Origin of the sequence: Pseudomonas sp. BO3-4 (assembly GCF_034044115.1) — a bacterium.
Lineage (GTDB): Bacteria > Pseudomonadota > Gammaproteobacteria > Pseudomonadales > Pseudomonadaceae > Aquipseudomonas > Aquipseudomonas alloputida.
In genome coordinates this window covers 3,331,215-3,356,853 of the sequence record NZ_CP139018.1, presented here as the reverse complement: position 1 = coordinate 3,356,853, position 25,639 = coordinate 3,331,215, and the positions used below count along the sequence as shown (strand labels likewise).

Here is a 25,639-nt window from a genome sequence, read left to right as displayed (position 1 = left end):
ATGCCTCTTCTTAGAACAACTCGCATTGCAACGGCAATCCTGGTCTTGCCGTTCACGGACGCGGTACTGGCGGCAAATTGGCAGTCTACGGTGGTGGTACCGACATCCGTCGAATACGACAGCAACCCATTGCTGCTGACCTCGGGGGAAAAGGGCATAACGCGCACGATCATCGCGCCGGATTACACCCTGATCGGCACTTTTGACCGCGACGAATTGAGGTTGGGGCTTGGCATGAATCTGCTGCGCTCGTCCGATACGGATATCGTCGATGACCGTGAAGACCCTGATATCAGCCTGGGTTGGCAGCGCACCACCGAGCGGGGGCGGTTCGGCCTGGTGGGGCGCTACAACGAAAGCTCGACGTTGTCGGGGACAGTACTGGATACCGGGGTGATTACCACCGACGGTACGCAGAAGCTTTACACCTTGACTGGCAACTGGAGCCAGGCGGTGACCGAGCGCAGTACCTTGAGCAACGAAACCACCTACAGCCGTGCCCGTTACGACATCAGCACGCTGACGGGCTACGACGAACTGGCGAACGTCTTTACCTGGACTTACGGCTGGAGTGAGCGGGCTGACCTGTATACCCGTTTTGGTGCCCGGCGCTATGAGCCCGAAGAGGACCTTACCGCCACTGCTTCCAACAGCTACAGCCCGGCAGTCGGCATCAAATACCAGCTTGCCGAAGGCTTGAGCGCCGATGCCCATGTTGGCGTCAACCAAGTGTCAGGTGACGACGGCGGCCGGCGCGGGGAGGGTGGGGTTGCGTTGCTGTACACCGGCCCGCGTGCCGACGCCAGCTTCACCGCCGAGCGCAGCACGGTGGCAAGCGCTGAAGGCGGCTTCGCCGAACTGGACCAGGTGCGCGGTGTGTGGAGCTATGCGCTGACCGAGTTGTCCCGGGTCGGCGCCGACGCCGCGTGGCAAGACAGCAAAGGGCAGTCGCCCAACACGCTGCAGACTTACAGCGTATGGGCCAGCCGCCAGTTTTCGCCTTACTGGGACCTGCGCCTGTCGCTGATGTACAAGGAACGGCAGCAGGACCATGTACCGGATGCGACCGCTACGATCGTTGGTTTGACGTTGACGTACAGGTACCCCGACATCTGAACTGCAGGCAGGTGGCCCTATGAAGTCTGACTACGAGCTCTCCCTCAGAGATTACATCGCCATTATCAAGGACAGGGCCCTGGTGTTAGGGGTGAGTGCCGCAGTCATTCTCGCCGCGACCGTGGCCGTCGCGTTGATGGTGCCGCCGATCTACCAGTCGACCGGCACCATTCTGGTGGAGTCGCAGCAGATTTCGCCTGAACTGGTGTCGACCAACAACACCAGCTTTGCCGATGAGCGCATCGAGGTGATCCGCCAACGGGTGATGACCCGCGACAACCTGCTGCGCATCATCGGCAAGTACGACCTCTTCGCCGACAAGCGCTTCAGCGAAAGCGACAAGATCGACCAGATGCGCAACGCGATCGTGGTCGAAACCCTGACCACCTACGTGCGCGGTCGTGGTGAAGCGACCGTGGCGTTCAATGTGTCGTTCGAGCACAAACAGGCACAAGTAGCCAAGGAAGTCGCCGATGAACTGGTGACGCTGTTCCTCAATGAAAACCTCAAGCAGCGCACCGAACGGGCCAACGAAACCACCGAATTCCTCACCCAGGAAGCCAACAAGCTGGGTGCCGAGCTGGCCAGCCTGGAGAACCAGCTGGCCGATTTCAAGCAGGCCCATGCCAATGCCTTGCCCGAGCACCAGACCCTGCGCATGAACATGCTGTCGCGGGCGGAGCTGGAATTCCGTGAGGTCGACCGTGACTACAAGGCTGCCCAGGAAGAGCTGCGCTATCTGGAACTGGAGCTGTCTGCGGCCAATGCCGGCCTTGCCACCAAGGTTGTCGAGGGCGCCCGGCCAACCCGTGCCGACCTGCCCGAAGACCTGCCAAGCCTGAAAGCCGAATACGCGCAGCTGCTGACCCGCTACAAGGACGCCCACCCGGATGTCGTGGCGGTCAAGCGCAAGATCCAGGCGCTCGAAGCCAGTGGTGGCCGCACTGCGGCAGCGTCCACGGTCAGCCTCGACGCGGCCCGTGTCCGCGCCAAGATGAGTGCCGCGCAGGTGCGTATTGCCTCGCTGGCAGAGCAAAAGCGTGAGCTGACCCGGAAAATGGAAGGCTATGAAGCCGAGATCCTCGAGGCACCGCAAGTCGAGCGTGGCCTGGTGACCTTGATGCGTGACCACGACAACGCGCGCAAGAAATACGAAGAGATTCGTGCCAAGGAAATGGGCGCAAAGATTACCGAAAGCCTCGAGCAGGAAAACAAGGCTGAACGCTTTGTGCTGCTGGAGCCTCCTCTGTTGCCTGAGAAGCCGATCAAGCCTAACCGCAAGAAAATCGCTGCGCTGGGCCTGGTACTGGCACCGGCCGGTGGCGGTGCGCTGGTGATGCTGCTGGAAATGCTCAATCAGCGCGTGCGCGGCGTTGGCGCCCTGGAAAACCTGCTGGGCAAACGGGTGCTGGTGGCACTGCCCTATATCGATACCCGGGCCGACGTGGCCCGCCGCAAGCGCTGGCGCAATCGTCTGATCCTGGCGGCACTGGCGTTGGCAGCTATCATGATAGGGCTGGTGCACGTGTTCTACATGCCACTGGATGTGCTGTTGTACAAAGTCATGTCTCGGTTTGTATAGGGAAAGCAGTGATGGACAGGATCAAGCCGGCTGTTGGCAACAATATTCATCAGGTTACCCCGGGTACCCCCCAGGCACTGTCTCCCGCCCCCGGTACGGCGCTGGCCGAAGTGCCGGGTCAGTTCGATTACGTGAACACCAAGGTGGTGCCGCTGCGTGCAGACCACCTGGAGCGTAACCGCATCGTGGCGTACAACAAGAACTCCAACATGAACGGGCCGATCGACCTGTTGCGTACGCAGGTGCTCAGGGCCATGGACGAGAACGGCTGGCGTACCTTGGCTATCACCTCGCCAACGCCGGAAGCGGGCAAGACAATGCTGGCGATCAACCTGGCCATGAGTATTGCCCACCACACCACCAAGACTGCGTTGCTGGTGGACTTCGACCTGCGTCGGCCCAAGGTCGGCAGTTACCTGGGGCTGCCCATGGAGCAGGCACTGAACGAGTTTCTGACGGACAAGGCCGAGTTGCAGGACTGCCTGGTCAACCCCACCTTGCCGCGCTTCGTGGTGCTGCCAACGCGGGTACCCGTGCCCCTGTCGACCGAGATGCTGTCCTCGCCCAAGGTGAACAACCTGATTGGTGATTTGCGCAACCGCTACGAATCGCGCATCTGCATTTTCGATTTGCCACCGCTGCTCAGCTCGGACGATGCGATCACCGTGATGCCCAAGTTCGACTGCGTGTTGCTGGTGGTGGCCAACGGGATGAACAACAAGAAGGAAATCGAGGATTGCCTGCATCACCTGGCCACGGTGAACCTGATCGGGACAGTGTTGAACAAGGCTGACGAACAGCCGCGCACCTATTACTGAGCCTTCAGCCAATGCGCCTGTAGGCGCAGCCTTGTGCTGCGCCTACAGGAAGCCGAGGGCAACTCAGCGCTCCCAGGGATACTGTAACTCCCATTGCCACGCATGCCGCACAATCTGCTCCAATGAGGCGAAGGCCGGGCGCCAGCCCAGCACCTGCATGGCTTTGCTCGCATCCGCCACCAGCCGTGGTGGGTCGCCGGCGCGGCGCGGTGCGTCAAGGGCATTGATCTGTCGCCCGGTCACTGCCCGGGCCGTATCGATCACCTGCTGCACCGAAAAGCCCAAGCCATTGCCCAGGTTGAACGCGGCACGCTCGCCACCGTCCAGTAAATAATCCACTGCCAGTGCATGGGCCGCCGCCAGGTCTGCCACATGCACGTAGTCGCGTATGCAGGTGCCATCCGGTGTGTCGTAGTCGCGACCAAACACTGTCACCGCCTCACGCCGGCCAGATGCAGCCTGCAGGATCAACGGGATCAGATGGGTTTCCGGTTCATGACGCTCGCCTAGCTGGCCTTCCGGGTCAGCGCCCGCTGCATTGAAATAGCGCAGGCATACCGACTTCAAACCATAGGCCCGGTCGAAGTCCTCAAGAATCTGCTCGACCATCCATTTGCTCAACCCGTACGGGTTGATCGGCCCCTTGGTGTGCGCTTCATCGATCGGCACGTACTGCGGGTTGCCGTAAACGGCGGCACTCGAAGAAAACACCAGGTGCCTGATGCCGGCATTGACCATGGCCTGCAGCAGGGAAAGGGTGGCTGCGACGTTGTTCTGGTAGTACTTGCCGGGTGCACTGACCGACTCGCCCACTTGAATGAACGAGGCGAAGTGAAACACCGCATCGAAGTGGCACACGCCAAACAGCACATCCAGTGCGGCTTCGTCGGCGATGTCGAGCTTGGCCCACTGGATACCGGGGCCAGGTGAGACCAGGTCCGCCACCAGCACTTCATGGCCGGCGGCGAGCAGGTGCTTGACCATGTGCGAGCCAATGTAGCCCGCACCACCCACAACCAGATATTTCATCCCCACCTCCTGGAATCTGCTGTTTACAGACGCAGTGAACACTCCCTGACACGTGCAGGTGGGATGATCAGCTACAGGTGACCTGAGCGTAGATGGCCATATGCTCTATTTCAAGAATAGCCAATTGGACATGTAGGTACCGTCGAAGGTAATGGTGTATTGCCCATCCTTGTAGGCCACTGGCAGCGGCTTCAGCTGTTCCCGTGCATCGCGGGCGAACAATTTCAGGCCGGCGGGTGCCTTGATGTCCAGGCGGCCTTCAAGGGGCTCGACATTGAACGGCGTCTTGTCATCGGCCTTGGGCATGGCACGGGTGCCCAGAGACAGCAGAAGCTCGCGCGACTGGCCCAGTGGCTTGCCGTCCAGGCTCTGGACCACGACGCTGGCGTAAGGCGTTTTCGCTTGTACCTGAATGGCACCCAGGTTGACCGGGCGGCCGCCCAGCCAGCCGCTGGCGGCCTGGGTCAGTGGCGTGTCGATGGTGTAGATGCCTTGTTGCCAGTTGCGCCTGAGCTCGCCCGTATCGGTCACCGACTCGGTGGCATCGGCGGCCAGCAGCGATTGCCCCGGGTCATGCAGCACCTGCGCGCCTGCCGGGATGGGCGCGGGTTTTAGCCAGGGCAATTGCGGCGTGTGTGGCAGGGCGATCTGCAACTGGCCCTTTTCCATGGCCGTGCGCAACAGCGGTGAGTTACGCGGGGTGATTTCCTGGTTGTACAGGGTGTCAGGTGTCGGTGCGAACACGTAGCGAGTGGTGGCGGGTTTCACGTCCGCACGGCGATAGAGCAGGGCAGCGGCGGGCAGGGTGGCGATCATCGCCGGGTCGTTGTACGCGTGCCAGTTGTCCGCCGTGCGCCAACCCGGGTTGAACGCCTGTTGGCTGTAGGCGTATTGCAGCATGGCGTCCCAGCCTTGGTGGCTGGCGGTGCCGGCGATGTAAATTGGCAGCGAGTGACGGTCAGGCAGCGGGAAGGGCTCGGCGTTCCACTCGGTGACGGTCAGCGGTTTGCCGACGACCTGGGCGGCAGCAATCCAGTCGATCATGCCGTCGCTGGTCAGCGGGTTCTTCTCCAGTTGGCCTGTGTCGCCGTAGCTGTGGGCGTCGATGACATCGCCAACGCTCAATGCCGGCAGTGCGCTAAGCCCATTACCGCCCCAGGTGCTGGTGGTAGCAATGGGGACTTTCACGCCCACGCTGCGCAAGTGGGCGATCATGTCGGCATTGAAGCGTTGTTCCAGCTCGTTGAGCAACAGCTTCGACGGACCATGCTCCCAGGCACGCCAGGTCAGGTCGGCGGGCAGGTCAAACTGTTTGGCAAAGGCCTTGGCCGCCGTCATGTAGCGCGCGCTGTGGCGGGGTACATCCTTGTTCGGCATCAGGGCGTTGCCGTAATGCTGGGTCAGGTCATTCTCGTTGGTGATCAGCACGGCGGCGATGGCCGGGTCGTCCTTGTAGGCCAGGCCCGTGTACTCGTTCACATGGGTCAGGTACTGCTCGGCGAAGCGTTTCATCGCTTGCCGGATACTGTCGTTCACGTAGGCGTAACCTTTCAGGTCGACGCGACCGTCCTGCTCGGGCAGCTCCTTGAAGTCTTCGATGTGGTCGTTGGCGGTAAACGCACGCTGCACATGCATGTCCAGCCAGATGTAGATGCCTTCGTCCTTGAGCGACTTGATCCACAGGTCGAGCTTGCGCAGCGATTCGGCGCTGAGCTGCTGGGTATCCCGCACCAAGGTGCCGTCGCCAAATACGTTGGGGCTGACCCAGGGCGAGTCGTGGTGATGCAGGCGCACCAGGTTGAAACCCAGTGCCGAAAGGCGTTTGGCCTGTTGACGGATTTCGTCGTCGGGGCTTTTGAACAGCGAGTAGGCCGACAGGTTGGTGCCCCAGAAGCGTACCGGGGTGTTGTCGGCGAACATCAACTGGTCGCCGACCGCCTTGACGAAGCCACGCTTGCCGGCGGGTTTTTCCGCTGCGTTGAGGAACGACAGGTCCACCGGCGAGGTGCGCCAGTCCAGTTGGTCATCAGGCCACTTGGCGGGGTCTGCCAGGCCGAAGCGCTCGGTGGGCGTCGGGCCGAGTTCGATGTCGCCGGTCACGTTGAGCACAGCCTTGAGCTGCTGGCGGCCGGCGCTGATCGGGTCCTTGTAGAGGAATGCGCGCAGCTCGGACGGGTTGCCGCGCTCGAAATAGACCTTGGCCAGTGGCGGGTCGAAGCGCATTTCGATGCGTCGACCCTGGTCGGCCTTGCCCCACGTCCAGCCGCGGTTGTCGGGCAGCAACTGCGGGGCGCCCATGTCGCCGGCGATTTGCGCCGGGTCGAACTGGAACACCAGGCCGCCACCCATGACACCGCTCTGGCGGCTGTGGGCGTCGAGGTCGAAGGCCCAGCTCAGGGTTTGCGCCTGTTCCTTGCGGATGTCAGCCTGCAGGTCGAAGTCCAGTTCCTTGTTCTTGCCCCGCAGCGTGTAGTGGTAAGGGCCATTGACCTTGAAGTCGGTATAGAAACCGGTCCAGCTCCAGTTGGCAGCCCAGAAATCGAATTTGGCCTTCATGACCGGGCCACCGCCGTGTGTCACGGTAGGCAAGCCATTTTGCTCATCGACACTGACCTGCCAGTCTGAAGCCCAGCTGGCCAGCGGCAGCAGGGCCAGGCCGGCAATGGCCGAAAGGCGCACGTAATGACGCAGGGACAGCCTATTCATGAACATTACCTGGGTTGTAGGTCGGGTTCTGCCAGCTCCACGGCCGGGCTGTTGTGCAGGCGGCGAACCATCTGGATGTAGGCCACGCCCAGCCCTGCGATAGACCAGTACACCACCGGGATGAAGGTGATGCTGCTGACGGTGAAGATGATGACCAGAATGCCGGTCAGCGTTGCCAGCAACACCCGGCCGAGCTGTCGTCGCTCGTCATCCTTGTCGGCAAAACTGAGCATGGCCCTGCGGATACCCAGCAGCAGCACGGCAAAGAACGCCACGAACAGGCCTAGCCCGACCAGGCCGGCCCGCAGCGCCAGGTTGATGTAGGTGTTGACGATATCGATGATGCCTTCGCCCTGGATCATCGCCTGCATTTCGGGTGTGTTACGGAAATCGAAGGAGCCGAACAGCGGGTTGCGCTGGATGACGATCCAGGCGTTGTCCATCAGCCGCTCGCGGTAGGTGATGTTCTCTTTCTCGAGGTTGCCGATGAACGGCAGCAGGTCCAGCACCTTGTCGCCGCCAGGCACGACGGTCAGCAAGGGCAACGCCAGCATGCCAGCCGCACCCAGCAGCGCCAGGCGCTTGACGGCGCCTTTGCCCAGGGCAATGAACACCACCACGATGACCACGGCGCCGATCCACGGGCCACGCGACAATGGCGCGAACAGCCCGGCGGCCAGCAGCAGGGCGCCCATGGCCCTGTGCAGCGGACGTTGCACATAGCCTTGCACGAACAGGAACAGGCCGATGGCCACGCTCATCACGTAACCCAGTACGATCGCCTGGCCGGTGGTGACGCTCGCCCGCAGCGCACCGCCGCGGCTCAGGTAACCGGACATGCTCCATGGCACGCCCATGGCGTCGACCAGCGCGCTGTACAGTAACCAGTGGCGCACATACTCGGCCACAGCGATCAGCGCCATGACGAAAGAGACGAGTACGAAGGCCAGCAGGGTGTCCTTGAAGTCGCTGATCTGACGCAGGCCACGGCTGGCCACGTAATACGGCAGGAGTACGTCGACATACAGGTACAGCGCCTGGCGCAGCGTGTCGGTAGGGGTGGTTTCGCGCAAATAGAGCACGCTCAGCAGCAGCAGGCCGGCCGCCAGCAACTTATCAGTCCAGGTGCGGCCAAAGCGCAGGGTGTCACCTTGGCGGCGCAGGTGCAGCGCGGCCGGCAGCAGCACGCACAGGCTCAGCAGGCGAATATGGTTCAGGTCAACGAGGTAATTGACCACGCCAAACCCGGGCACCTGTACCGACGCTGGCGGGATCAGGAACAGCAGCATGTAGAACAGCGCCATGGGGTTGTGCTCGCGGCGCCCGGCCAGCAACAGGACGACCGCGCCCACGCCCAGGTACAGCCAGAAGCTGTGCGAGAAAAAAGCCAGCAGGGTCAGCAGGAACCACAGATTACGCCGGCGCTTGTAGTCGCTGAGCGGAATCAGGTCGGTGGCAGGCCGCCGGGCCATCAGGAAGACCACGCTCGCCAAAAACAGGATGACGATCAACGCACGAAAATGTTCAGGCATCGGCTATGTACACCTTTCCCTTGGTGGGCAACGGCTAGCATCGTGGCTAATTGAAACTATAGTGACTTTTAGCCAATCAGTCAGAGATTGAAGTCATGCCGTCGATTGATGTGTCAGCCGCCGCGAGCCTGCGCAAGCGGGCCCTGAGGGCCGGGTCATGGAACCTGGTCTCGCAGGTGGCTTCACAGGTGATGCGCCTGGGCGGCAATCTGATCATGGCCCGCTTGCTGCTGCCGGAAATGTTCGGCGTGATGGTCATTGCCACCACCGTTTCGATACTGCTGCATTTGCTTTCCGATGTGGGCCTGCGCCAGAACATCATCCAGAGCCACCGTGGTGACGATCCAGATTTTCTCAATACCGCCTGGACCGTGCAGATCATCCGCGGTTTCCTGCTGTTTGCCCTTACTTTGTTGCTGGCCCTGGGGGCTTGGTTGGCGCAACTGGCTGAGCTTTGGCCGGCAGACTCTACCTATGCCGCGCCCGTACTGCCGATGGTACTGGCGGTCACCGGCCTGTCGGCGGCCATCTGGGGTTTCCAGTCCACCAAGATAGATGTGGCGGTACGCACTTTCCAACAAAAGCGCGTGGTGTTGGTCGACCTTGCCTCGCAGTTGGCTGGCCTGGTGGTGATGCTGGTGCTGGGCTTGCTGACCCATTCGATCTGGGCGCTGGTGTTATCAGGCCTGGTTTCGGCGGTCGTCTGGACCGTGCTGGGGCATACCGCCCTGGAGGGGCCCAACAACCACCTGCGCTGGGACCGTTCGGCGCTGACCGAGCTGATCGTGTTTGGCCGCTGGATCCTGTTGTCGTCGATGGTCGGCGTGCTGGCGATGTACGGCGACCGCATATGGTTTGGCGCCAGCATGTCGGCGGCGCAACTGGGTGTGTATTCGATCGCCGTGCTGATCCTGGGTGCGGTGCAGACCGCGCTCATGAAAATTGTCGGCGCGGTGGCGCTGCCTGCTTTCAGCGAGGCGGCCAGGGCCGACGACAAGCCGCGCCTGAAAGCGCTGTATTTCCGCTTTCGGCTGTTGGTCGACCTGCTGGTGCTGTTCATCTGTGGCGGTTTCCTGACCGCCAGCCCGCTGCTGATCGGCTGGATGTATGACGATCGCTACCGCGAAGCCGGACCGATGCTGGCGATTCTCTCGCTATCGTTCATCGTATTGCGCTATACCTTGGCTCATCAGGTGTGGATTGCCTTGGGCCTGACCAAGTACCAGGCCATGGACAACATTATCCGCCTGGTCTCGTTATGGGGGCTGTTGCCGCTGTTACTGGCGATTGGCGGGGTGGAGTGGGCGATCTGGGGGGTTGCCCTGCATGCTGTGCCAACGCTGGTGCTGGTTGTGTATGTGAACTGCAAACTGGATATCTTCAGCCTCAAACGTGAGCTGGTGGTACTGCCGATGTTGCTGGTCGGGGCGCTGTGCGGGGCACTGTTGACGGCCTTTTTCAACTGGCTGTAGCGCAGTTTGCTGGGTGTAACTTTCATGGCTACAGGTCACGGGATCATGGAGAAGCTCACTTTTTGTAATGCGCAGTTGGGTCGTAGAGGTTTTCTCCAGAGTTGTGTCTTGCTCAGTGTGGGGGGGGCGGTGTTCGGCGCCTCGGCGGCCGTTGCCGGCAAGCCGGTCGAAAAGCCCGGGTTCGTGGTAATCAACGGTTGGGTATTACCGTCCCGTTACTTCCGGAACGCGTCAGTATGATCAAGGACTTTCAGCAGCAGAAGGCGCTGCGCGACCACTATGACTTCTGCATCATCGGGGCCGGCCCGGCGGGTATAACCTTGGGCTTGCGCCTGGCAGCCGCCGGCTGGAGCGTCATGATCGCCGAAGGCGGGGGGCGCGAATATGCGCCGTACTCGCAAGACTTGTACGCGTGCTCATCCACTGGCCTGGAACTGTATGCCGAGGAAGCCCGCCTGCGTTACCTGGGTGGCACCTCCAATCACTGGGCTGGCCGTTGCCGCCCATTCACCCCCTCGGATTTTGCCGTCGCCCCGCCAGGCAACTTGCCGGGTTGGCCAATTCCCTACTCGGAGATCGAAGGCTTCCTGCCGGCAGCGATGGAGATCGTCGATCTGGCGCCTGGCTCGGATTTTCGCGCGATGAATGCCGGCCTCAATGGTGGTGACTTCGAGGCGGACCGTTTTCTGCTAAGCACACCGACACGCTTTGCGCAAAAGTACGCTTCAGCACTGGAGCAGACGCCAGGCCTGGACGTATTCATCCACTGTAATTGCGTTGACCTGGAGTTCGACAAGGCTTCCGGCCACCTGGCTGCGGTGGTGTTGTCCGACTATGAGCGCAATCGTCAACGCCTGGTGGCAAGCAACTTCATTCTGGCCACAGGTGCCATCGAAAATGCCCGGCAGTTGCTTAACAGCGAGACCTTGGTGGCCGCAGGCGTGGTGTGCAAGGAAGGGCTGGTCGGCGGGTGTTTCATGGAACACCTGAATATCGAAATGGGCACATTCATCCTTAAGTCCGGGCAGGACCCAGAGCCGCGCCAGTACTACACCACCGATGCTTTCGTCGACGAGTACAAGGCCGGTAAAGGCAATGTCACTGCTGTTTTGCTGGCCGATGTGCAGACCTATGGCCGCACTGCCGAGGTGAAGTATTTTCTCGAGAGCCTGGCCTGCGACATGGGGTTTGCCAACAAGGTCGCCTTCGTCGCCAAGTTCAGTTGCCCGGGTGACGGCGTGATCAGCACCATGATCGAGCAGTTCCCCAACCTGCACAGCCGTATTTCGCTGCTGGACGAGAAGGATGCGCTGGGCGTGGCCAAGGTCAATGTCAATTGGGTGCTGAGCGCCGAAGATCGGCACACCATCAAGTGCATTGGCAGCGAACTGGCCAAGCAGTTCGCCGACATGGATCTGGGGTTCGTCAAACTCAACGATTTCGTCTACGACACCTCGATTCCGCTGAAAATGGCGCCCCATGCCCATCACATGGGCACCACGCGTATGGCCGCCTCGCCACAGTTCGGTGTAGTCGATGCCAATTGCAAGGTGTTCGGTACCGAAAACCTGTATGTCGCCGGCAGCAGCATTTTTGCCAAGGGCGGCGCCTCCAACCCGACCATGCCGCTGTTGCAATTTGCCTTGCGGCTGGCCGACCACCTCGATAACAAGATGAAAGCGGCCAGCAGCGCCGCTGCTTGATGCAGGTTGTACACGGGTGAGTGCGATGCGGTCAGCACCTAGAAGAACGAGACCGGAACGCCTCAGGATACTCCAGATTGTTCAGATCGCGAGGCCAGGCAGTATGAAGGGATGGATACGCAAGGCAGTGGCGCACTACGCCCATGCAACCGGGCGAGGGGGCAAATTTTACAGGAGGTTCTGCAACCCTTCTGGTCTCGAATGGGGGGCCTATCTGGCCCGATGGGGCAACTTTCATTCGGTCGGCAGCAATTTCTACGTCAATACAGGCTGTAAGTTTCTCGACCCGTCGCTGGTCCGTATCGGTAACAGCGTGGGCTTGTCCGACTGTACGTTGATCGGTCATGACGGGGTGGTATTGCTGATCGAGCATCGCTTTGGCAAGCACCTGGATTCGGTCGGATTCATCGACATCAAGGACAATTGCTTCATCGGCCATGGTGCGATCGTGATGCCTCGCGTGACCATCGGGCCCGAATCCATCGTGGCCGCAGGGGCGGTCGTGACCAAGGACGTGCCGCCAGGCACCGTCTATGGTGGCAACCCTGCGGAGTTCATTTGTACCACCGAGCAGTTGATCAAACGGGTCGAGGCACGTTGCGAAGCCTACCCATGGATCGATCTGGTGAAGCAGCGCAACGGTGCCTACGACCCGGAAGTGGAACCGTTACTGATGGCGCAAAGACGCCAGTATTTCTTCGGGGACAGCTAAAATGGCTAGCAAACCAGTGGATGTCATGGTGGTCAACTTCAATACCGCTGGACTGCTGCAGCCGATGTTCGATGCACTGCGCCGGGCCGACAGCGAGCGGCTGGCCAGCTACCTGGTGGTCGACAATGCCTCGCGCGATGACTCGGTGCAGCGCATGGCCCAGGTGTGCCCCGAGGCACTGCTGCTGAGCAACAAGCAGAACGTGGGGTTCGGCCGGGCCAACAACCAGTTGTTGGCGCACCTCAAGGGCAAGTACGCCTTGCTGCTCAATACCGATGCCTTCGTTGCCGCCGACTCGCTGCAAAAAACGCTCGACTACATGGACGCCCACCCGGAGTGCGGCGTACTGGGGGTGCGCCTGGAGGGTCGCGATGGCGACCTGCAACCAAGCTGTCGCTACTTCCCCACGCCGCTCAATGTGTTCGTTGGGCGTACCGGGTTGGGGCGGTTCTTCCCAGGGGTGAAGATGGTTGACGACATGAACTGGGACCACGCCTCGGTGCGCGAGTGTGACTGGTTGCCCGGCTGCTTCTACCTGGTGCGCCGCGAAGTGCTCGACAGGGTGGGGCTGTTCGACCCGCGCTACTTTCTTTATTACGAAGAGGTGGACCACTGCAAGCGGGTGAAGGAGGCTGGCTGGAAAGTGGTGTTCTACCCGCATACCACGGTGGTGCATATCGGTGGCGAAAGCTCCAAGTCGGTGGCGGAGCTGGAGGCCGCCAGCCGGCAGATCTCGTCCTATCAGATCGAAAGCGAGTTGCTGTACTTTCGCAAGCATCACGGGGTGGCGGGGCTTGCCCTGCACATGCTGCTGGTGACGCTGGGCGACTTGGTGCTGGCACTCAAGGCGCTGTTGAAACGACGCGGCTGGGGCGCCATACAGGCCTGCTGGCGTCATTGCCGGGCAACCTGGTCTTTGCTGTTCAAGACCCGGTACGCCAGCCAACCGACAAGGTAGGTGGAGCCATGTTCGAGAATATTCGCGCCGACCTGCGTGCCCATGGCGGGGACTGGGGCGCCCAGGGCTTCTGGGTATTGCTGGTGTACCGCTTTGGCCGCTGGCGCTATACGCTGCGCCCGGCACTGCTGCGCAAACTGTGCTCGCTCATCTACAAGGTGCTGTTCAAATTCGTCCAGATCATCACCGGTATCGAACTGCCGTGCGAGGTGGTGATCGGGCGCAACTTCGTCATCGATCATTTTGGTGGCATCGTTGTCAGCGGCTATGCCCGCTTCGGCGATGACTGCCGTATCCGCAACGGCGTGGTGGTGGGCCTGAAGAATGTCGACGAGCCGATTGCCCCGGTGTTCGGCAATAACGTCGACATCGGCACCGGGGCCAAGGTGCTGGGCAGTATTCGCATCGGCAACAACGTGATCATCGGCGCCAATGCCGTCGTGCTGGTAGATGTGCCTGACAATTCACTGGCAGTGGGGGTGCCGGCCATCATCAAGGCCCGACAACCGGCCGCCGCGGCATCGGTCGAGTGAGGCCTATGGCAACGGTGATCGGGGTGGTGGTAATCGGCCGCAATGAAGGCCAGCGTCTCGAGCGCTGCCTTGTTTCGCTGGCGCACGGGGCGGACAAAGTCATCTACGTCGACTCGGGCTCCACCGATGGTTCGCTGCAGTTGGCCGCCAACCTTGGCGTGGCGGTGCTGGCGCTGGACATGAGTATCCCGTTCACCGCCGCACGCGCCCGCAATGAAGGCTTTGCCGCCTTGCAGCGCCTCTTGCCATCGATGCAACTGGTACAGTTCGTCGATGGCGACTGCGAGGTGAATGCCACCTGGCTGGCCACGGCGCAGGCTTTTCTTGAGCAGCACCCCGCCGTGGCAGTGGTGTGTGGTCGCCGGCGTGAGCGCTTCCCGCAGCGTTCGGTGTACAACTTGCTGTGCGACCTGGAGTGGGATACCCCGGTCGGTGAGGCCAAGGCCTGTGGCGGCGATGCGCTGATGCGGGCAGACGCCTTTGCTGCTGTGGGTGGCTTCCGGCCTGACCTGATCGCCGGAGAAGAGCCTGAACTGTGCGTGCGTTTGCGGGCCAACGGCTGGAAGGTCTGGCGACTGGCTGCCGAGATGACCCTGCACGATGCCGGCATGACCCGTTTCAGCCAGTGGTGGCGGCGTAGCCTGCGTGCTGGGCACGCCTATGCCGAGGGCGCCTACCTGCATGGCCAGCCACCCGAGCGGCATTGGCTGCGTGAGTCACGTCGGGCCTGGTTGTGGGGCCTGGGCATACCCTTGGTGATCGTGCTGGCCTGCCTGCTGCTGGGCGGCTGGGGCCTGCTCTTGCTGTTGATCTACCCACTGCAGGCGGTGCGCCTGGCGCGCCGCGGCGGCAAGTGGACGCGCGAGAACTGGCTGCAGGCTGTGTTTCTGGTGTTGGGCAAATTCCCGGAAATGCTCGGCCAGCTGAGGTTCCTGCGCCACCGCCTTGCGGCTGGCAAATCGGCTTTGATCGAGTACAAGTGAGAGAAACCCATGATGCTCGGCACCCTCGTGAAAAGCGTGTTTACCTTGCAACCGGGTTACTCGTTGCGGGCGATGCACAACAAGTACAAGTTGGCACGGCAGATCGCCAGGCAGTGGCCTGAGCTGAACGGGTTCATGCAGCGCATGACGGCGGCGCTGGGCCCACATGGTTTGCAGCGCCTGGGTGTGGATTGTATCGGTGTCGTGCAATGGCCTTACATCAGCCGATGCTGGGAGGCGCCACAGCGTCTGGAGGTGGTGGCTTCGCACTTTGAACAGGTAGCTGGGCAGTTCCCGGCGTTGCTGTTGCTGGGGCGCGACGAAAACCTGAAGTTGTGTGACCTGTCCAGCCACTCGCCGGGCTGTTGCCTGGTACTGGACCGGCCAATCTGGTTCAAGCGCGAAGGCGAGCTGGTGCTGAACCTGTTCCAGGCCGACCTGCGTGTGGCATCCCTGGCCTTCACCCTGGGCTGCAGCCAAGGTGAGACCAGCCTGTTCATCGGTGCGGTGCAGGGTATTCACAAAGGTATCGACAGCGAAACCTCACTGGCTATCTACCGTGACCTGACCAAGGACTTCGAAGGGTTGCGGCCACGCAGCCTGTTGCTCGAAGCGTTGAAATGCCTGGGCAGGACCCTGGGTGTGACGCAGCTGTATGCCGTCAGTGACGCCTGCCGGCACCATCGCCATCCCTATTTTGGCAGCGACAAGGGCCAGGACCTGGCGGCCAACTACGACGCGATCTGGCAGGAACATGGCGCCACAGCGTCTGACCGTGAGGACTTTTTTACCCTGCCTCTAGCGCCGGCTCAACGGGCGGAAGCTGACATTCCGGCCAAGAAACGGGCGATGTACCGCCGCCGCCAGGCATTGCTTGACGATGTTTTCACCCGCTTGCAGGCAGCATTGCCAAGCAGCAACCACAACCTTGGACTACAAGGAAAACAGGGGGATGCATTTGCTGTGAGTGCATCGGCAGTAGACAGGCCGCCCGTAGTCGACAGCCTGAAGTGAAGGTTGCCAGGGAAGGTTGGTCATCAAGCGGGTTTGGATCTGGATTCGTATGCATATTGCTTACTTCATCAATCAGTACCCGAAAGTCAGCCACAGTTTCATCCGTCGCGAAATTCTGGCGCTGGAGCGCCAGGGGGTTGAGGTGCAACGTATAGCCCTGCGTGGGTGGGACGCCGAGGTGCAGGATGCCGAGGACGCAACCGAACGGGGCAAGACCCGCTACGTATTGCAAGGTGGGCTCAAGGGGTTGTTGGCACCGACGTGGCAGGTACTGCGTACGCAGCCGCGGCGGTTTTTCCAGGCGCTGGGGCTGGCCATGCGCCTTGGCCTGCGGGCCGACCGTGCCTGGCCCTACCACCTGGTCTACCTGGCCGAGGCCTGCCTGGTGCTGCAATGGTTGCAGGCCGGGGAGGCGACACATGTGCACGCGCATTTCGGCACCAACTCTACTGAAGTGGTCATGCTGGCCAACGTCCTGGGCGGGCCGGCATACAGCTTTACCGTGCACGGGCCGGAAGAATTCGACAAACCACAGTTCTTGCACATGGGTGAGAAGGTGCAGCGCGCCGCCTTTGTCGCGGCGGTGAGCTCGTACGGGCGCAGCCAGCTGTACCGTTGGGTGGCGCACGAGCACTGGGGCAAGGTGAAGGTGGTGCATTGCGGACTGGAGCGTGGTTTCCATGAGGTGGCGCCAGTCGATGTGCCATCGGCGCCACGGCTGGTGTGTGTTGGGCGCCTGTGCGAACAGAAGGGCCAGCTGCTGTTGCTCGAAGCGGCGCGCTGTCTCGCTGCCCGGTCGATCACCTTCGAGCTGGTGCTGGCGGGTGACGGTGAAATGCGCGAGCAGATCGAGGCCTTGATTGCCCGGCACGGCTTGCAGCAGCAAGTGCGTATCACTGGCTGGATCAGCAGTGCGCAGGTACGTGAGGAAATCCTGGCCGCCCGTGCGCTGGTGCTACCCAGTTTCGCCGAGGGCTTGCCCGTGGTCATCATGGAGGCCATGGCCTTGCGCCGGCCCGTGCTTACCACCTATGTAGCGGGTATCCCCGAGCTGGTGCGGCCTGGCGAGAACGGCTGGCTGTTCCCTGCCGGCGCCGTGGACGAGCTGGCAACAGCCATGGCCGACTGCCTGGCGCAACCGGCCGAGGTACTGCAGCGCATGGGCGAGGTGGCCTACCAGCGTGTGGTGCAACGGCATGACATCGACACCGAGGCGGCCAGGCTGGCCGGCTATTTCAAGGCATACGCATGATAAGTGTATTGGGTTGGTTACTGGGCCTGTTGGCGATCATCGTCCTGGTACCGGTGTTGGTGCTGGTGCTGCAAGTGTTGCTGGCTTGCCTGCCGGCGCGGTCGAGGCCCAAGGGCATTGGCGAGCGCCCGCGAGTGGCGGTGTTGGTGCCCGCCCACGATGAGGCGTTGGTCATTCGTGCGATGCTGGCCAGCGTTACGCCGCAACTGCTGGACGGCGACCGCTTGCTGGTCGTGGCGGACAACTGTTCGGATGACACGGCCCAGTTGGCACGTGAGGCCGGCGCCGAAGTGGTAGAGCGCCACGATACGCGGTTGCGCGGCAAAGGTTACGCATTGGATTTCGGCGTGCGCCACCTGGCTCAGCGGCCACCCGAGGTGGTCATCGTGGTGGATGCCGACTGCCAGGTGGGCGAGGGGGCGATCGATTGCCTGGCGCGCCGCTGCCACGCACTTGCCCGCCCGGTACAGTCGCTGTACCTGATGCGTGCACCGGCAGGTGCCGGGTTGCGGGTGCAAGTTGCCGAGTTTGCCTGGCGGGTCAAGAACCTGGTGCGGCCACGCGGCTGGGCGCGCCTGAGCCTGCCATGTCAGCTGATGGGCGCGGGCATGGCGTTCGGCTGGCACGATCTGAGCCTGATCAACCTGGCCAATGGTCATCTGGTCGAGGATGTGAAGCTGGGCCTGGACCTTTGCCAGCAGGGTAAACCGCCTGCTTTCTGCCCCGAGGCACTGGTCACTAGCCAGTTCCCGCTCAGCCAGCAAGGCCTCAACAGCCAACGTACCCGCTGGGAGCATGGCCATCTGGGCTTGATGCTTGCCGACGCACCCAAACGGGCGATGGCTGCAATCACCCAGCGCAACGCTAGCCTGGCGGCCTTGACCCTGGACCTGCTGGTGCCGCCCCTGGCGTTGCTGGTACTGACCTTGCTCGGGCTTAACCTGGTGACCTGGCTGGCGTACCTGCTGTTCGGCCTGGCGGCGCCCGCGTGGCTCGCCTTTGCCGGTTTGGCCTTGCTGGCCTTCGCCGTGATGTTGGCCTGGGCGCGCTTCTGCCGTGAAGTGATACCGTTCTCGGTGTTGTTGTACGCGCCGTTTTACGCGGCCAGGAAAATGCCCTTGTACCTGAGTTTCCTGATCAAGCGCCAGGTTGAATGGGTGCGTTCAAAACGGGATGACGACTGATGGATCAGTGGCAGAATCGCTGGAAGCGTGTGATCGACCAGCTGGAAGTGATCGCTGATGACGCCGCTGTGCAGCGTCTTCTCGACCGCCTGGCTACGCCGGATACGGGCACCGTGCTGGGCTTCGTCAACGCCCATGCGATGAACCTGGTGGTGCGCGATGGTGGCTACAGCCAGGCACTGTCGGCCGCAGATGTGCTGCTGCGCGATGGCGCCGGCATGGCGATTCTGTATCGCCGCCTGGGCCTGGAACCCGGGCTGAACATGAACGGCACTGACTTCATTCCCAGGCTCATGGCTGCTTACCGAGGGCGCAAGGTCGCCTTCTGGGGCACCCGGCAACCCTACCTGGACCAGGCCGTGCGGCGCTGTGAAGCCGAGTTTGGCATCGTGCCGGTGTCGGTTCACGATGGTTTCGCCAGCCTTGAAACCTATTTGCAGTTGGCCCGCGAGCAGCAACCCGAGCTGATCGTGCTGGGCATGGGCATGCCCAAGCAAGAAGCGGTGGCAGCGGAGTTGGCAGTCACTGGTGGGCCATGCCTGATCGTGTGCGGTGGGGCGATCCTGGACTTCCTCGGCGGCAAGGTCAGCCGTGCCCCCGAATGGCTGCGGCGTTTGGGGGGCGAGTGGCTGTACCGCCTGCTGCGCGAACCCAAGCGCCTGTTCATGCGTTACGTAGTGGGCAATCCGCTATTCCTGTTGCGCACCCTGCTGTACCGGCGGGCGGCGGTTTCGGCCAGGCGGGCCCTATGAATCGGTCAACGATCGCACAAGCGGTGATTCCGGGTACGCCAGCAGCGGGTGGCTGCTACAGTGATATCAATCGCTTGAGAGCGCCACGCGCCTGCTGCACGGGCTTTGCGTAACCTGTTTTCAAGACTTGCTGTTTGATGGAAGGCACTTGCTACGCTCATTTTGATGAGGTCTGAAATGGTTTTCGAACCCAGAAGCAGTCGTTCCTTACTCCAGAGAAGAAGCAGTGTCAGTAACGCCATTCAGGCCGGCCTCGATGGTATTGCCGTCACCGGTATTGCCTGGTACCTGATCTACGACCAGTTCGGCTATATCACATCCGATTACGTGATCATGCTGCTGTTGCTGATTGGCGCACTGGCAGTCATTTATGATCATTACGCCATCTACCGCACCAACGTCGGGCTTTCGATCAAGGCGTTCCGCCTGTTCAAGGCCTGGTCGGCAACGTTTTGCTTCCTGGTCGTCATGGCGTTCCTGACCAAACAGAGCGAAACCTATTCACGGCTATTGGTGGTGCAACTGTTCGTCATTGGTTATGTCGCCCAGCTATTCTTGCATTTTGCCGTGCGCGAACTGCAAAAGCGCTTTAGCGCGCATGCGCGCCTGGACAATGCCCTGATCATCGGCAACGGTGACCTGGCCAACTTCCTGTATCAGAAAATCAGCAACAACCCGTGGTTTGGCGAGCGGGTGCTGGGCTGCGTGCTGCTCGACAAAGGCGATGGGCAGGGGTTGGAGAGTGCCGAGGGCAAGCAGCGCCTGCCAGTGCTGGGGCATATTGGCGACCTCGACGAGCTGGTGGCCCAACACGGCATTCGTACGGTGTACCTGGTGACGCCACTGGGTGGCTCCGAGGTCATCAACGACGTGTACTTCAAGTTGCTCGACAAGTGCATTGCGGTGAACTGGGTGCCGGATATCTTCTCGTTGCGCCTGATCAACCACAGCGTGCGGGAAATTGCCGGCATTCCGGTGCTGACCTTGTCGGAGACACCCTTGACGGGCATGAGCCTGTTCTTGAAAAACCTTGAGGACCGGGTGCTGGCCGCGTTGATTTTGCTGTTTGCATCACCCGTATTGCTGGCTGTTGCGCTGGCCATCAAGATTGACAGCCGCGGGCCGGTGTTCTTCCGCCAGGAACGTACCGGCTGGACAGGAGAATCGTTCCGTATCTGGAAGTTTCGCAGCATGCATGTTCACCAACCGGAAGCAGGTGTGGTCAAGCAGGCGCAGAAGAATGACCCACGGTTGACCCGGGTCGGCGCCTTTATCCGGCGTACAAGCCTTGATGAACTGCCACAATTGTTCAATGTGCTGACCGGGGAAATGTCCCTGGTAGGGCCGCGGCCGCATGCCTTGCAACATGACACCTTGTATTCGCAGGATATAGTTGACTACTTTGCCCGCCACAATATCAAGCCCGGCATGACAGGTTTGGCGCAGGTGCGCGGGTTCAGGGGGGAGACCAAGGATATCGAGCAAATGATCCAGCGAGTCGACTCGGACATCGAGTACATCAACAACTGGTCGTTGTGGCTGGACTTCGTGATCCTGGTGCGCACGCTCAATGCCTTCACCGGTAAGCAGGCCTATTGAGCGAAGCGCTCCTGCTCAAGCGCGCCCAGGTGGCTATTCCTTGTTCAACGGATGCAACGCCCTGAACCCCCGCGCTTCTTCCACCAGCCAGTCATGCACCGCCCGCGCACCTGGCTGGTTCAAGCCGCCTGGCGGGTAATGCACCACATAACGCTTGTGGTTGGCGATCGGTACACCAAAGGGCACGATCAGTGCGCCGCGCTCCAGTTCGTCATTGAGCAGCGTGCGTCGTGCAATCGCCACGCCGATACCGGCAATCGCCGCCTCGATGGTCAGGTGGTTGCGGTTGAAAGTGTGCCCGCGCCGCACATCCAGGCCGGCGGCGCCGATGCCTTCCAGGTAGAACTCCCACTCGGCATATTCCGAACTGCCACGCCAGGCGGTGATGTCATGCAGCAGCGGGTAGTGCGCCAGGTCAGCGGGGCCGTGCAGCGGCGGGCGCCCGCGCAGCAGGCCAGGTGAGCACACCGGGAAGATCTGCTCGTCCAGCAGCGGCGTCGAGAGCATGCCTGGGTAGCTACCATCGTTCAGGTCGATGGCCAGGTCGAAGTCACCCGGGGTCAGCGCCTGGGCGCTGTCTTCGGCGACCAGGCGCAGTTCGATGTCCGGGTAGCGCTGTTGAAAACGCGGCAAGCGCGGCGTGAGCCATTTGGCCAGGAACGAGGGGATCGAACGCACACGCAATGTGCCGCGGATTTCCCCCGCGTCCAGCCGCAGCAGCTCGGCTTCGATACTGCCGTAGGCCTCGGCCACCGTCTGGGCCAGCCGTTGCCCCTCGGCGCTCAGCTCCACGCCGCGCGCCCGGCGCAGGAACAGCCGGTAGCCCAGGCGCTCTTCCAGTTGGCGCATCTGCTGGCTGACCGCGCCCGGGGTGATGTGCAGCTCTTCGGCACAGCGGGTGAAGGACAAGTGCCGGGCTGCGCAGGCAAATACATGCAGCCAGACGAACATCTGACCATTGAGTTGTCGTCGCATCGTTTAGTACCGCTAAAGGCTTGCTTAGGAAGTTTCGTTGGTCATCCGTGAGCCAGCGCGGCAGTATCGCGCAAATTCGCAATAACGCTCAATTTCTTCAGACAACCGTACCCTGGATGCATATCAGGGTAGGCTCAGGCATTAGCATGGCTATCAGTGTTTTCGACCTTTTCAAAATTGGCATCGGGCCGTCCAGTTCCCACACCGTGGGCCCGATGCGGGCGGCGGCCACCTTTGCCCAGGCCTTGCGTGAACAGGGGGTGCTGGCGCGGGTAACGCGCGTGCAAGTGCGGCTGTATGGCTCGCTGTCGGCTACCGGGGTTGGCCATGCCACCGACCGCGCGTGCCTACTAGGCTTGATGGGCCAGTGGCCGGACCGCATCGACCCGGCCACGATCGAGTCGCGCATCGGCCAGGTCCTGCAAGAGCACTGCCTGATGCTCGACGGTAGCCATCCGCTGGCCTTCGACTATGGCCGTGACATGCTGCTGCTCGACGAGAGCCTGCCTTATCACCCCAATGCCATGAGCCTGGAAGCCCTGGACGGGCAGCACAGCCTGTTGAGCCAGACCTATTTTTCGGTGGGCGGCGGCTTCATCGTCGAGCAAGCCGAGATCGATGCGCCGGCAAGCGACACGAATGCCGTGATGCTGCCTTATGAATTCGACAGTGGTGCCCAACTGCTGGCTTTGTGCAAGGCCCACAACCTGAGTGTGGCGCAACTGATGATGGCCAACGAATGCGCCTGGCGCCCGGAGGCCGAGGTGCGCGAAGGCTTGCTGCGCATCTGGGCGGCCATGCGTGAGTGCGTGGCGAACGGCTTGCGCAACGAGGGCGTCCTACCGGGTGGCTTGCAGGTCAAGCGCCGCGCCGCGCGGTTGCATCGCAGCCTGCAGGAGTTGGGCAAGCCCAACGTGATCGGCTCGACCCTGGGCGCCATGGAGTGGGTCAACCTGTTCGCGTTGGCGGTCAATGAAGAGAATGCTGCCGGTGGGCGTATGGTTACCGCGCCCACCAACGGGGCAGCCGGCATTATCCCGGCGGTGCTGCACTATTACATGAAGTTCAACCCCGGTGCCTGCGATGCTGATGTGGTGGACTTCCTGCTTGGCGCAGCGGCGGTTGGCATCCTGTGCAAAAAGAACGCCTCGATTTCCGGTGCCGAGGTGGGTTGTCAGGGGGAGGTGGGCTCAGCCTGTTCGATGGCTGCTGCCGGCTTGGCGCAGGTACTGGGCGCTACGCCGCCACAGCTTGAAAACGCCGCCGAAATTGCCTTGGAGCACAACCTTGGGCTGACCTGCGACCCGGTGGGCGGCCTGGTGCAGGTGCCGTGCATCGAGCGCAATGCGATTGCTGCGGTCAAGGCGATCAATGCTGTGCAGATGGCGCTGCGGGGGGATGGCGAGCACTTCATCTCGCTCGACCGGGTGATCCGCACCCTGCGTGATACCGGGGCGGACATGCATGCCAATTACAAGGAAACCTCGCGCGGCGGTTTGGCGGTCGCTTTTGTCGAGTGCTGAGTTTTAACGCGGTCAACTGGAGCGGCCTTGTGTCACGATGGGCCGCTCCTGAACCAGGTTGCGACGGACTCAGCGGCCTTTCTGCTTGGCTGCCAGGAAGCTCGCACGCATGTCTTTGGCCCAGCCATCGAGCACCGGCTTGACGTCATTCAAGGTCAGCTTCTGGGTATCGTTCTCCAGTTCCTGGCCCGCGCCCTTGCGGACCACCTGGGCCAGTACCTTCTGGCTGGCGCCGTCCAGGAACGCCGCCTCCACACCGACATCCACGTCCTGGTCACGGCCACCCATGGCGGTATTCACTCCTGCCGCGATAAGCGCGATAGGGATCACCTCGTAAGGTTTGAGGCCCTCGTTACTGGTGGACACTGCCGTGATCGCCGGGCGTACCACGATCACGCCCGGGCCAGGCCCCTTGGCCAAAGGCATCACGCTGCCCATTTCGCGGCGCAGGGCCTCGTTGAAGTAGCGGGTGATTTCCTGCAGCGTCTGCTGCGAGATAACCGTTGTGGGCTGCGGCTTGGGGTAGAACTGGCTTGGCTCGACGAACACCTGGCTGTACTGGTTGATATTGACCTTGGGGTCGATCCAGCGCATGACCGGGTCACCCGACGGGCTCTTGGCCTCTTGCAGCCGGCTGTAGTCTTTGAGGAAGCCGGAGTAATCCTTGGGGTCCACGCGGTTGCTGGAGCAGGCGGCCACGGCAAGCAGCGCGGCGCACAACAGGGTAATGCGAGGCAATGATTTCATGATGAAAAGGCATCCATGAGAGGTCGGCCTCAACAACGCTAGCAGGTGCGAGGCAGTTGGCCAGTGGACGGGGCAATCCTCGTTGAAAAGAACACAGAGCGTGGCTCGCCCTGAGGGGCGCTGCAAACGTTGCTGCCCACTCAACCCAGGGCCTCACGCAAGCGGTACCACAACATGCCCAATGCCAGCAGGGGTGAGCGCAGAGCCTTGCCGCCGGGGAAGGTCAGGTGCGGCACGGCGCTGAACACATCCAGGCCGTGGCTGTGGCCGAGCGCGATGCTTTCGGCCAGCAGTTTCGCCGTCCAGTGCGTCACGTTCAGCCCGTGGCCTGAATAGCCCTGGGCGTAATACACGTTGGGGTGCTGGTTCAGGCGCCCGACCTGGGGGAAACGGTTGGCGGTGATACCGATCATGCCACCCCACTGGTAGTCGATGCGCACGTTGGCCAGTTGCGGGAACACTTTCAATACCTTCGGCCGCATGTACGCGCCGATGTCTTTAGGGTCGCGCCCGGAATAGTGGCAGGCGCCACCGAACAGCAAGCGGCGGTCTGCGGTGAGGCGGTAGTAGTCCAGGCCGACCTTCTGGTCGCACAGCGCCATGTTCTGCGGGATCAGGCTGCTGGCCAGCGCTTCGGGCAAGGGTTCGGTGGCCACCACATAGCTGCCGGCCGGTAGTACCTTGCCGCTCAGGCGCGGTTCCAGTTCATCAAGGTGGGCATTGCAGCCCAGCACCAGGCTGCTTGCACGCACCTTGCCGCGCGCCGTGTGCAGCGTCAACCTGGGCCCGTGCTCAATACGCAGCACCGGGCTTTGCTCGAAAATGCGCACGCCCAGGCTATGGGCCGCGCGGGCTTCGCCCTGGACCAGGTCAAGTGGGTGCAGGTGGCCCGACCCCATGTCTACCAGGCCGCCAGCGTACTGGTCGCTGGCGACGATCTCGTTCAGTTGCCCGGCGCCGACCAGGCGTGTTTCATGGCGATAGCCCAGGGCGGCCAGGTCGTCCTGTTCCTCCTTGAAGGCTGCAAACTGCGCCGCAGTGTTGGCCAGTTCGCAGAAGCCCCAGCGCAGGTCACAGGCAATGCCGTAGCGGGCGATGCGCTCGGCCACCAGTTCCACTGAGTCGATGCCGGCCTGCTTCAGGTAGCGCACACCGTCCTGGCCGACATGCCGGGCAAAGCCGCTGACATCATGGCCGATACCGCGAATCAGCTGGCCGCCATTGCGCCCACTGGCGCCCCAGCCGATGCGTCGGGCTTCCAGCAGTACCACCGAGAGGCCGCGCTCGGCCAGCTCCAGGGCTGTATTGACCCCAGTCAGTCCGCCGCCGATCACGCATACGTCGGCCGTCAGTTCACTGTCCAGGCTGGGGTAGGGTGCCGCGTCGCGCGCGGTGGCGGCGTAGTACGAGGCGGTGTGTTGGGTATTGAAAGACATGAGCGTTCTCGAC

General features: G+C 61.9%; 21 protein-coding genes. 15 read left to right on the top strand and 6 right to left on the bottom strand.

Going from position 1 to position 25,639, the window contains the following annotated elements; genetic code table 11:
* The 3 genes from REH59_RS15620 to REH59_RS15610 are packed head-to-tail and all read left to right on the top strand — an operon-like array spanning position 1 to position 3,516.
* On the top strand, positions 1-1,116 hold the full coding sequence (locus REH59_RS15620; protein WP_121783539.1) for a hypothetical protein: 1,116 nt from the start codon (positions 1-3) through the stop codon (positions 1,114-1,116).
* Between the two features lie 19 nt (positions 1,117-1,135).
* Positions 1,136-2,698 (top strand): GumC family protein, encoded by a 1,563-nt coding sequence (locus REH59_RS15615; RefSeq protein ID WP_012052386.1) that lies wholly within the window; start codon positions 1,136-1,138, stop codon positions 2,696-2,698.
* An 11-nt stretch (positions 2,699-2,709) separates the two neighbouring features.
* The gene (locus tag REH59_RS15610; protein WP_004374244.1) at positions 2,710-3,516 is read left to right on the top strand and encodes a CpsD/CapB family tyrosine-protein kinase; all 807 of its coding nucleotides are present in this window, start codon (positions 2,710-2,712) and stop codon (positions 3,514-3,516) included.
* 63 nt (positions 3,517-3,579) lie between these two features.
* Here the strand turns inward: REH59_RS15610 and galE are convergent, their stop codons facing one another.
* From galE to REH59_RS15595, 3 genes are all read right to left on the bottom strand, one after another.
* A complete protein-coding gene (gene galE / locus REH59_RS15605) occupies positions 3,580-4,545 on the bottom strand; it encodes a UDP-glucose 4-epimerase GalE (protein ID WP_004576286.1) in 966 nt (321 codons plus the stop codon).
* A 105-nt stretch (positions 4,546-4,650) separates the two neighbouring features.
* Positions 4,651-7,251 (bottom strand): cellulase family glycosylhydrolase, encoded by a 2,601-nt coding sequence (locus REH59_RS15600; RefSeq protein ID WP_014859602.1) that lies wholly within the window; start codon positions 7,249-7,251, stop codon positions 4,651-4,653.
* Between the two features lie 5 nt (positions 7,252-7,256).
* A complete protein-coding gene (locus REH59_RS15595; protein ID WP_012052382.1) occupies positions 7,257-8,783 on the bottom strand; it encodes an O-antigen ligase family protein in 1,527 nt (508 codons plus the stop codon).
* Between the two features lie 95 nt (positions 8,784-8,878).
* Between REH59_RS15595 and REH59_RS15590 the strand changes: the two genes are divergently transcribed.
* The 11 genes from REH59_RS15590 to REH59_RS15540 all read left to right on the top strand — a co-directional run bounded on the left by REH59_RS15590 (position 8,879) and on the right by REH59_RS15540 (position 20,945).
* A complete protein-coding gene (locus REH59_RS15590; RefSeq protein ID WP_121783538.1) occupies positions 8,879-10,255 on the top strand; it encodes an oligosaccharide flippase family protein in 1,377 nt (458 codons plus the stop codon).
* Between the two features lie 236 nt (positions 10,256-10,491).
* On the top strand, positions 10,492-11,958 hold the full coding sequence (locus REH59_RS15585; RefSeq protein ID WP_014859600.1) for a GMC oxidoreductase: 1,467 nt from the start codon (positions 10,492-10,494) through the stop codon (positions 11,956-11,958).
* A 103-nt stretch (positions 11,959-12,061) separates the two neighbouring features.
* Entirely contained in the window at positions 12,062-12,670 is a 609-nt protein-coding gene (locus REH59_RS15580; protein WP_014756650.1) for an acyltransferase, read from the top strand.
* A gap of 1 nt (position 12,671) precedes the next feature.
* Positions 12,672-13,628: a glycosyltransferase family 2 protein gene (locus REH59_RS15575; protein ID WP_047602871.1), complete on the top strand. Its 957-nt coding sequence runs from the start codon at positions 12,672-12,674 to the stop codon at positions 13,626-13,628.
* An 8-nt stretch (positions 13,629-13,636) separates the two neighbouring features.
* Positions 13,637-14,161 carry a serine O-acetyltransferase gene (locus REH59_RS15570; RefSeq protein WP_014859598.1) on the top strand — a complete coding sequence of 175 codons (525 nt, stop codon included), beginning with the start codon at positions 13,637-13,639 and terminating at the stop codon, positions 14,159-14,161.
* Between the two features lie 5 nt (positions 14,162-14,166).
* On the top strand, positions 14,167-15,144 hold the full coding sequence (locus tag REH59_RS15565) for a glycosyltransferase family 2 protein (protein WP_014859597.1): 978 nt from the start codon (positions 14,167-14,169) through the stop codon (positions 15,142-15,144).
* A 9-nt stretch (positions 15,145-15,153) separates the two neighbouring features.
* Positions 15,154-16,158, top strand: coding sequence for a VirK/YbjX family protein (locus REH59_RS15560; protein ID WP_014859596.1), 1,005 nt, complete (start codon positions 15,154-15,156; stop codon positions 16,156-16,158).
* Between the two features lie 49 nt (positions 16,159-16,207).
* Positions 16,208-17,410: a glycosyltransferase gene (locus tag REH59_RS15555; protein ID WP_014859595.1), complete on the top strand. Its 1,203-nt coding sequence runs from the start codon at positions 16,208-16,210 to the stop codon at positions 17,408-17,410.
* Positions 17,407-18,594, top strand: coding sequence for a glycosyltransferase family 2 protein (locus REH59_RS15550; protein WP_014859594.1), 1,188 nt, complete (start codon positions 17,407-17,409; stop codon positions 18,592-18,594). The genes REH59_RS15555 and REH59_RS15550 overlap by 4 nt, the downstream gene beginning before the upstream one ends.
* Positions 18,594-19,346 carry a WecB/TagA/CpsF family glycosyltransferase gene (locus tag REH59_RS15545; RefSeq protein WP_004374277.1) on the top strand — a complete coding sequence of 251 codons (753 nt, stop codon included), beginning with the start codon at positions 18,594-18,596 and terminating at the stop codon, positions 19,344-19,346. Before REH59_RS15550 ends, REH59_RS15545 begins: the two co-directional genes overlap by 1 nt.
* Before the next feature lie 177 nt (positions 19,347-19,523).
* The gene (locus tag REH59_RS15540; RefSeq protein ID WP_004374281.1) at positions 19,524-20,945 is read left to right on the top strand and encodes an undecaprenyl-phosphate glucose phosphotransferase; all 1,422 of its coding nucleotides are present in this window, start codon (positions 19,524-19,526) and stop codon (positions 20,943-20,945) included.
* A 33-nt stretch (positions 20,946-20,978) separates the two neighbouring features.
* Here REH59_RS15540 and REH59_RS15535 read toward each other — a convergent pair whose 3' ends face one another.
* Complete coding sequence (locus tag REH59_RS15535) at positions 20,979-21,920, bottom strand: LysR substrate-binding domain-containing protein (RefSeq protein ID WP_014859593.1); 942 nt, start codon at positions 21,918-21,920, stop codon at positions 20,979-20,981.
* Positions 21,921-22,066: 146 nt separating this feature from the next.
* On the opposite strand from REH59_RS15535, the gene REH59_RS15530 reads away from it, so the two are divergent.
* Positions 22,067-23,443: an L-serine ammonia-lyase gene (locus REH59_RS15530; RefSeq protein ID WP_014859592.1), complete on the top strand. Its 1,377-nt coding sequence runs from the start codon at positions 22,067-22,069 to the stop codon at positions 23,441-23,443.
* Between the two features lie 69 nt (positions 23,444-23,512).
* On the opposite strand, the gene REH59_RS15525 is transcribed toward REH59_RS15530, so the two are convergent.
* Positions 23,513-24,190 (bottom strand): DUF3313 domain-containing protein, encoded by a 678-nt coding sequence (locus tag REH59_RS15525; RefSeq protein ID WP_014756658.1) that lies wholly within the window; start codon positions 24,188-24,190, stop codon positions 23,513-23,515.
* A 140-nt stretch (positions 24,191-24,330) separates the two neighbouring features.
* Positions 24,331-25,626, bottom strand: a complete 1,296-nt coding sequence (locus REH59_RS15520) for an NAD(P)/FAD-dependent oxidoreductase (protein ID WP_014859591.1) — start codon at positions 25,624-25,626, stop codon at positions 24,331-24,333.
* Positions 25,627-25,639: the final 13 nt, after the last annotated feature.

What these genes read in the sequence shown, in the direction of transcription:
- REH59_RS15620 (WP_121783539.1), top strand. Translation starts at nt 1, where the DNA reads ATGCCTCTTCTTAGAACAACTCGCATTGCAACGGCAATCCTGGTCTTG.
- REH59_RS15615 (WP_012052386.1), top strand. Translation starts at nt 1,136, where the DNA reads ATGAAGTCTGACTACGAGCTCTCCCTCAGAGATTACATCGCCATTATC.
- REH59_RS15610 (WP_004374244.1), top strand. Translation starts at nt 2,710, where the DNA reads ATGGACAGGATCAAGCCGGCTGTTGGCAACAATATTCATCAGGTTACC.
- galE (WP_004576286.1), bottom strand. Translation starts at nt 4,545, where the DNA reads ATGAAATATCTGGTTGTGGGTGGTGCGGGCTACATTGGCTCGCACATG.
- REH59_RS15600 (WP_014859602.1), bottom strand. Translation starts at nt 7,251, where the DNA reads ATGAATAGGCTGTCCCTGCGTCATTACGTGCGCCTTTCGGCCATTGCC.
- REH59_RS15595 (WP_012052382.1), bottom strand. Translation starts at nt 8,783, where the DNA reads ATGCCTGAACATTTTCGTGCGTTGATCGTCATCCTGTTTTTGGCGAGC.
- REH59_RS15590 (WP_121783538.1), top strand. Translation starts at nt 8,879, where the DNA reads ATGCCGTCGATTGATGTGTCAGCCGCCGCGAGCCTGCGCAAGCGGGCC.
- REH59_RS15585 (WP_014859600.1), top strand. Translation starts at nt 10,492, where the DNA reads ATGATCAAGGACTTTCAGCAGCAGAAGGCGCTGCGCGACCACTATGAC.
- REH59_RS15580 (WP_014756650.1), top strand. Translation starts at nt 12,062, where the DNA reads ATGAAGGGATGGATACGCAAGGCAGTGGCGCACTACGCCCATGCAACC.
- REH59_RS15575 (WP_047602871.1), top strand. Translation starts at nt 12,672, where the DNA reads ATGGCTAGCAAACCAGTGGATGTCATGGTGGTCAACTTCAATACCGCT.
- REH59_RS15570 (WP_014859598.1), top strand. Translation starts at nt 13,637, where the DNA reads ATGTTCGAGAATATTCGCGCCGACCTGCGTGCCCATGGCGGGGACTGG.
- REH59_RS15565 (WP_014859597.1), top strand. Translation starts at nt 14,167, where the DNA reads ATGGCAACGGTGATCGGGGTGGTGGTAATCGGCCGCAATGAAGGCCAG.
- REH59_RS15560 (WP_014859596.1), top strand. Translation starts at nt 15,154, where the DNA reads ATGATGCTCGGCACCCTCGTGAAAAGCGTGTTTACCTTGCAACCGGGT.
- REH59_RS15555 (WP_014859595.1), top strand. Translation starts at nt 16,208, where the DNA reads ATGCATATTGCTTACTTCATCAATCAGTACCCGAAAGTCAGCCACAGT.
- REH59_RS15550 (WP_014859594.1), top strand. Translation starts at nt 17,407, where the DNA reads ATGATAAGTGTATTGGGTTGGTTACTGGGCCTGTTGGCGATCATCGTC.
- REH59_RS15545 (WP_004374277.1), top strand. Translation starts at nt 18,594, where the DNA reads ATGGATCAGTGGCAGAATCGCTGGAAGCGTGTGATCGACCAGCTGGAA.
- REH59_RS15540 (WP_004374281.1), top strand. Translation starts at nt 19,524, where the DNA reads ATGGTTTTCGAACCCAGAAGCAGTCGTTCCTTACTCCAGAGAAGAAGC.
- REH59_RS15535 (WP_014859593.1), bottom strand. Translation starts at nt 21,920, where the DNA reads ATGCGACGACAACTCAATGGTCAGATGTTCGTCTGGCTGCATGTATTT.
- REH59_RS15530 (WP_014859592.1), top strand. Translation starts at nt 22,067, where the DNA reads ATGGCTATCAGTGTTTTCGACCTTTTCAAAATTGGCATCGGGCCGTCC.
- REH59_RS15525 (WP_014756658.1), bottom strand. Translation starts at nt 24,190, where the DNA reads ATGAAATCATTGCCTCGCATTACCCTGTTGTGCGCCGCGCTGCTTGCC.
- REH59_RS15520 (WP_014859591.1), bottom strand. Translation starts at nt 25,626, where the DNA reads ATGTCTTTCAATACCCAACACACCGCCTCGTACTACGCCGCCACCGCG.